Annotated in this window: 3 protein-coding genes; all 3 read left to right on the top strand. The window is 69.9% G+C overall.

Annotation, left to right across the window (positions count from 1 at the left end):
• Positions 1-500 precede the first annotated feature (500 nt).
• Positions 501-2,291, top strand: coding sequence for a ParB/RepB/Spo0J family partition protein (locus ACQPWZ_RS36560; RefSeq protein ID WP_433573741.1), 1,791 nt, complete (start codon positions 501-503; stop codon positions 2,289-2,291).
• Positions 2,292-4,628: 2,337 nt separating this feature from the next.
• Positions 4,629-5,099: a hypothetical protein gene (locus ACQPWZ_RS36555; protein ID WP_433573740.1), complete on the top strand. Its 471-nt coding sequence runs from the start codon at positions 4,629-4,631 to the stop codon at positions 5,097-5,099.
• 718 nt (positions 5,100-5,817) lie between these two features.
• Entirely contained in the window at positions 5,818-6,993 is a 1,176-nt protein-coding gene (locus ACQPWZ_RS36550; protein WP_433573739.1) for a DUF932 domain-containing protein, read from the top strand.
• Positions 6,994-7,113: the final 120 nt, after the last annotated feature.

Genomic DNA, 7,113 nt, shown 5'->3' with positions numbered 1-7,113 from the left:
AGCCACTCGTGCTGGGCGGCGGTTTGGCCGCCGCCGCCCGGCAACGGGCCCCACCCAGACCACAACACCGGAGGAGCAGCCGTGCAGTTCTATCCCGACTTCCCCACGATGGAGCCGCGAGGCGGACGCACGCTTTACGCCGTGCTCGCCGTGCTGTCCAATCGGCAAGGAGATCGAGGTAGGCGAGTGGAACCGGTGGACGCCGACGCCGCCGGACGGGCCGCAGTGTCCGCGTACCTCCGTTACCACCGTACGGCGCGCGTGGAGGTCTGGGCGGATGGTGAGCAGTTCGCTTACGTGACGCACAACCCGCGCACCCACGAGAAGACCCCGGTTCTGTGTCAGCCCGGATTCTGCCCCGACCCCTTGTGTGGACAGATCCCGCCCGAGCAGTGCGACTACCCCCACTGACACCCGGCCGGCCTTTTGGCCGGAAGGCGGAATTGGCCCCGCCGTCCGGCCCCCTTTCCCAGCACCACCAACCCAGGAGGAACCACACCATGAGCAAGACCACCACCACGACCCAGCCCGCCGAGGCCAGCGAGCCCGCCGCCGAGCAGCCGACCGCGCTCGCCCAGCTTGGCCGACTGACCGAGTTCGACCCCCGCACGCTCGTGGTCGACCCGCGCAACGCCCGCAAGGAAGGCGCGAAGCCGGACGCCGCCCTGTTGGCGTCGGTGTCCCGGATCGGTGTTCAGGAGCCGATCAGCGTCCGGCCGCTCCCCGACGGCAGCTACGGGGTGTTCAAGGGTCAGCGTCGTTGGCTCGCCGCCGTCGATGCCGCCGAGAAGGCCGCCAAGAAGGGCAAGCCGATTCGGCCGGTTCCGGCATTCGTGCGGGACGACCTCACCGACGCCGACAGCGAAGCCCTTCTCCTGTCACTGGTCGAGAACACCCAGCGCCGCCGGATGACGGACCGCGACACGATCAGCGGAGCAGCGCAGCTCGAACTGCTCGGCACCAACGAAGTCGGCCGCCGCCGCGCCGCCGCAGTGCTGGGCATGAGCCGCGACGCGCTGAAGGCCGCGAAGCAGGCCGCCGAACTCAAGCCCGAGCAGCTGAAGGAGGGCACCGGATACGCGTTCGACCTGATGGAGCTTGCCGACCTTCAGTCGGTCGAAGACATCCCGCGCGCCGCCTACCGGCTGTACGCCGCGAAGAAGAACGACTCCCAGGACGCCAAGCAGCGTCGCGGGAACTGGCAGCACGAGCTCTCACAGCTTCGTGAGGAGCAGGCCGCGCAGCGCAGGCGCGAGGCCGCAACCAAGGCCCTCACCGAGGCGGGGGTGAAGGTTCTCCCCCACCGCTCGTACGACGACACAGACCGCCGTCTGTCCGACCTCAGCACCGGTCTGGGCAAGCGGATCACCGCGAAGGCCCACGCCACGTGCGGCGGTCACGCCGCGCGCGTCGACGACGACGGGGAACCGGTTTTCTACTGCACCGACCCCGAGCGCTACCGGCACAAGATTGACGGAGTGCCGGACGCCGCCGAGGCCGACGCCCAGGCGAAGAAGGAGCGCGCCCGGGTCATCGCGAACAACAAGGCCGCGCGCGCCGCTCGGACGGTGCGGAAGGAGTTCATCACCGGTCTGTGCCGCAAGGCTCTGTCGGAGGCGGCATGGGCCCTGGTGCTGGACGCGATCCTGCACAACGCCGACCCCGTCCGGCGGTTCCCCAACAAGTCCGACGACAACCGCAACCGCGACATTGCCGCATTCACGAAGGCTGCCGACCCGAAGGGGAAGGCCGAGCCGTTCGCCGAACTGATCAAGAAGACGGGCAAGGCCCGCCGCCCCAACCTCCTTCTCGCCTACGTCGCCGCCGCCTACGAGGCCGAGGTGAGCGACCGCGCATGGGAGAGCCGCGACGAGACCGCCCGCGCGTGGCTCACGTTCCTCGCGGGTGAGGGATACCAGCTGTCCGACCACGAGGCCGCGATCGTGGCCAAGGCCGAAGGCAAGCCGGTGACCGAGTTCGACGCCGAGGAGCCGACACAGCCCATCGAGGAGCCCGAGCCCGCCGACGAGCAGCCCCAGGACGAGCCCGAGGAGAACGAGGCGAGCGAGGAGGAGCAGGCCGAGGAGACCGCGCGGCCGGAGGCGGAGGTCGTAGAGCCTGAGGAGGAGCCGCAGGAGGCCCCGGAGGAGGCCGACAGCACCGAGGCGGAGCCCGAGTCCGACACGGTGCCGGACGAGCCGCAGGGGGCCGACCAGGAGCCCGCAGAGGCCCCGGAGGAGCCGCAGGCCGACCAGGTCGAGAACGCGGCCGAGGAGAGCGCGCAGGAGTAGCAGCCACACCCCGGGCGGGGGCCGGACATCCGGCCCCCGGCCCCCGCGCAGCCGAGCGCCCCCCGCCGGCCGAGGACCCACCGCCCCGGGATTGGCCCCCGAGCGGCACCCAGCCCACACCCCGCAGCCCCGACCCGAGGGAGCGAAAGCATGTCCGGACCCAGCCCCAAGGCGCAGTTCCGACTTCTTCTGTCCGCAGTGCTCGAAGCCGCCGAGCACGCCGCCGCCGCGCCCCGGCATCACCTTTTCGACGACGAAGCCGCCGAGGCACCCGCCCTCTGGTGGATTACCGATGACGGCAGTTACCTCATGAGCAACGGCGCATATCCCGAAGGAACGCCGAAGAAAGCGCCCGCCTGGACTCTCGTTTTCGCCCAAGGGTGGGACAGAGGTACCCACCCCGGATCGGTGCTGGGCAACGAGTGCGCCGAAGAGGCGTTCCCGCTGTGCGACCCCAACGCGACCGACGCCGAACCCGCGCTCTTGGACATGCTGCGCAAGTCCGTCCGTGACGGTCACGTGTGGCTGGTGCTGGAGGTCACCTCAGACGACGATCTGACGCTCTGCACCTTGCCCGACAGCCCGATCATCACCAGCAACACCGTGTTGCCGACCGGCCTCGAAATCCCGATGGACGTCACGGCCACAAGTGACCACGTCTATCCCGCCATGGTCGACGTCACGTCGCGCTGGAACGGCTTCCTGTCACCCAGCTTCACACTCGCCACCGTGCGCCAGCTCGCCGCCGACACCCAGACCATGGCCGACGAGTACGGCTACGGGGACATGGACACCGTGCACGTCATCGACGGAGGCACCAACGCCGAAGGCCAGCCCCGCGCCGTCGTCATCCACGTCCGGTGGTCAGTACCTCGGCGAGGGATCAGACACGGCCGCGAACATCGTCAAGCCGAACGCCAGCGGCCGGTACCCCATCGGGCGTTGGGAATGGACGTGGCAGGCCGTCGAGCCGCGCGAACAGCCCACCGCGCCGCCCACCAGCGACAGCCCGCAGGACTAGCAGCCACCCGGCGGGGCCGGTCACCGGCCCCGCCCGCCACCGGGCCCAGCCGGCGCCGGAGCGCCCGCCCCGACCCCGCAGCCGACCAGGGAGCGAAGCCATGTCCGCACCCAGCCCAGCCGACAGCGCGCACCGCCCCGCAGCCACTGAACCGGAGCCCACCCGCAGCCCGGCGGACACCCCCGCCGATTCCTGCCCATCCTGCCGAACCGCCATCCGGCGACCATCAGCCAGTGCGAGGGATGCCCCAATCCACTCGCGTCGTACGCCACCACCGACGACAACGGCTGCATCACCGTCCGCTGGAAGATGTGCCCGACCCACGACGCACTGTTCTAACCGGCCGGACCAAACCCGCCACCTGTGATCGCTCCGGGTGCGCGTGGCAAACGATGGGCGTACGCGGATCACCGCGTACGCCCATTTGCGTATGTGTGGCGGCCCGGTGGATGTCCGCCGAAGCGGACCGCTTGCGCGGTTGGCCTCACCCACCGGGCCTTTCCCAGACCACAACCCAGCGAGAACCCGGAGACCGGATCCGCGAAGGAGTTGTGACGAATTCCCAGCATAGCGGCCCCGCGGAACGCCTCTCACGGGACCGGAGAACTCCACCGATCGCGCCATTTCGAGGTAGAATTATTGACGTCAGTTAGCCCGGGTTGGCCCCGGATTCCCAGCTCACACCCTCGAGCGAGAGGCCCGAACGTGGAGAACACACCGCAGCAGGAGCAGGAGCGCGCAACATTGACCGCATACGGCATCACGGAAGACGACTTGGCCGAGGCACTCGCACCGGCCATGAACGGTTGGCCCTCATGGCACGGGACCAGGACCGCGACCCGGAGGAGTTCTTCACCTCCCTGCCCGACGCGTTCTTTGCTGCACTGACCCTGGATACCTGGACGCCCGCAACGCCGGGCGCACCGGAGCCGCTTTGCAGCGCGCGGCACAGATGAATACCGCCCGCGTGCTGGAGCGCGAGGGCCGCGCCGATCTGGTGCCGCTCGCCACCGCGCTCGGCCGCTACGACCAGTAGAGCACGGACAGGTCGGGCCCACGGCCCCGACCCTCCCCCTGCCCGCCGCACTCGCGCGGCCGGCCGACCCCCACTCCTCGCCGCCCGGAGGCCCGCCCATGCATGTCCGCATTCAGTCCCCCGCTCTGTTGGTTCTGCGCCTGTCGGTCACCGATGCTGCCGGGAACGCGCCGCCGTTCGTGGTCGATGCCCGCCGCGCCGTCCGGCTCGCCGCGCCTGGCAGCTGCCGACCGTCGCCGCCCACCTGATCCGGCTGCACCGCCGCCAGGCCGAGCCCAGCGTGGACGGATTCGCCGCGCATCTCGCCGAACTCTCCGGCGCGCCGATCCCCTTTCCCCAAGCCCTCTACGGCTACGACCCGTTGCACGACGGGCGGGTGTCCTGCCTCATTGATCTGCACACCGAGCCTGCCCAGGGGAACGAACGCTGGCCCCGCTGCTCCCTCATGGTGCTGGAGCAGGAAACCGGCCGCTGTGCGTGGAGCCGGATCATCCGCCGCCACGGCGCATACGCAGTCATCGCCCACACCCACACCGAAGTCACCGCCGAGACGCAGCGGTTGAGCGACCGGCGGCGCAGCGACCCGAGCGGACGCGCGGCCGCTCTGTGCGAGCTCGCCGAGGAAGTTCGCGTGTGGGCCCAGCGGATGCACCGGCAGGTGAAGGCCGAACAGGCACTCATCCGGGCCGGGCAGGAGCGCGACCGCCCGCAGCCGCAGACGCTCAGGTCACAGCGCGTTGTCCTGGGCTGACATCACTCCGGAATCGCGTCTTTAAGTGCTAGAATTATCCATGTCAGACGGTCCGGGTTGGCCCCGGGACCCATCCCAGCCACACCCCTGGAGGAACACCCATGCAGCGCGACACCAAGGATCTGCTGGCCCGCATCGATGAGGACTTGAGCGTCGGCCCGTGCGCCATGCGTTCGGTCCCCTTCGAGGGCACGGACAGCGCCCCCGCAGGCAGCGACGATCCGGCCACCCTGCGGCCTCTGGTGGCAGAGCGGCAGAGCCGCGCCGAGGGCATCGCGCGCGGTGCTCTCTTTCCCGTCCCGAAGGCATCGCCCGCGAAGCCGGGTTCATGTTCCCGGTCGCCGTCACGCGCGCCGCGTGGCTGGACTGCGTCGCGTGGACCGACGAGGACAGCACGCGCCAGACGCCGCAGGACCGGGAAGGCCGTCTGTGGACGTGCTGTACATGAGTGCCAGTGCCGCGCGCCGGGGCGGCAGCAGCCGAACCGAGGTCGAGCTCTACCGGGTCCCGCGCGACGGCAGACGCAGGCCGCCCGCCTGGTGCAGCTCGTGTGCGTCATGGGCCCCGGTGACAACGAGGACCTCCGGAGATCACCATCATGATCCCCGGCGAAGACTGACCGTCCCTCCCGCTGGTGCCGCGCCCGGTGCGCGGCACCAGCCCCCGATCCGTCCGGGTGGCCTCCCGGACGTAACCCAGAGCGCGGAGGACAAGACCCATGAATCAGATCGCCCAGCGCACCGCGACCCGCATCACCGTGGACGGAGCCCGCAACGCCAGCCTGAAAGACCTGGCGTCCATCCTGGAGTCCCAGCAGGAAAGGAAGCTGGACGTCATCGCACCCGCTTCCCGCCTGACTGTGCGGGACGGCAACCTGGTCATCCAGGGTGTTGAACCGCTCATCCAGTCGGAGGGAGTCGTCACCGTCGATGGCACCTACCGCCCCACCGACGTCGCAGACGACGGCATCGCCGACAAGCTGAAGATCCCCGGCCAGTACCTGCGCCGGATGCGCGCCGAACACCTCTCGCTGTTCGACCTGAACGTGAACGGGTGGCTGGAGCGCGAGCCCGAGCGCCGTTTCCTGGTGCGCGCCCTGCGCAGCGACGCGCACGGCGGCGGAGGCGAGGGGGTGGCCCGTGCGCTGCTGTCGGACAGCTACCGGCTGATCGACAATTTCGATCTTCTGCTCGCCGCTCTGGACGGCATCCGCCAGTCCGGCCATGCCGCGGAAGTCACCGGATGCGATCTGACCGACCGCCGCATGTACGTGCGGGTGGAGTCCGACGAAGTCGCCGTCAAGGCCCGCGAACTGCTCAAGGGCTACCGCTCCCCCTACACGGGGCAGAGGGGTGACGAGCTGCCGATGGTGTCGGCCGGATTCGTCATCCGCAACAGCGAGGTCGGGGCCGGAGCCTTCACCATCACCCCGCGCGCGGTCGTGCAGGTGTGCACCAACGGACTCACGATGACGGAAGACGTCATGCGGGAGGTACACCTCGGCGGGAAGCAGGAACAGGGTGTCGTCCAGTGGTCCGGCGCGACGCAGAGCAAGGTCCTGGAGCTGATCACCGCCAAGACCGCCGACGCAGTGCGCACGTTCCTCTCACGCGACTACGTGGAAGGCAAGCTGCGGAAGATCGAGGAGACCGCTGGCCGGCCGGTCGCCAACCCGACCCACGCTATCGAGCAGGTGACCCGCAAACTCAGCATCACCGGGCCGACGAAGGACCGGATCCTGGCCCACTTCATCCAGGGCGGACAGATCACCTCCGGAGGAGTGATGCAGGCCGTCACCGCCGCCGCGCAGCAGATCCCCAACGCGGACACCGCACACGACCTTGAAGCCCTGGCCCTGCCCGCCATGCACGCCGCCGCCGCACTCACCGCCTAACCCGCACCCCTGCCCGGAGCAACAGGGCCCGGACCCAGCGCCATGGGTCCGGGCCCCGCCTCCCCGCGCCGCGTAGCAGCAACCGGCCGCCCCCTGAGAGCGGGGCGCCCGGACAGCGGG

The sequence above is a fragment of the Streptomyces sp. CA-251247 genome (assembly GCF_050952975.1).
Taxonomy (GTDB): domain Bacteria; phylum Actinomycetota; class Actinomycetes; order Streptomycetales; family Streptomycetaceae; genus Streptomyces; species Streptomyces achmelvichensis.
The sequence above is the reverse complement of the archived record's forward strand: the minus strand, read 5'-3'. Positions and strand labels throughout refer to the sequence as shown.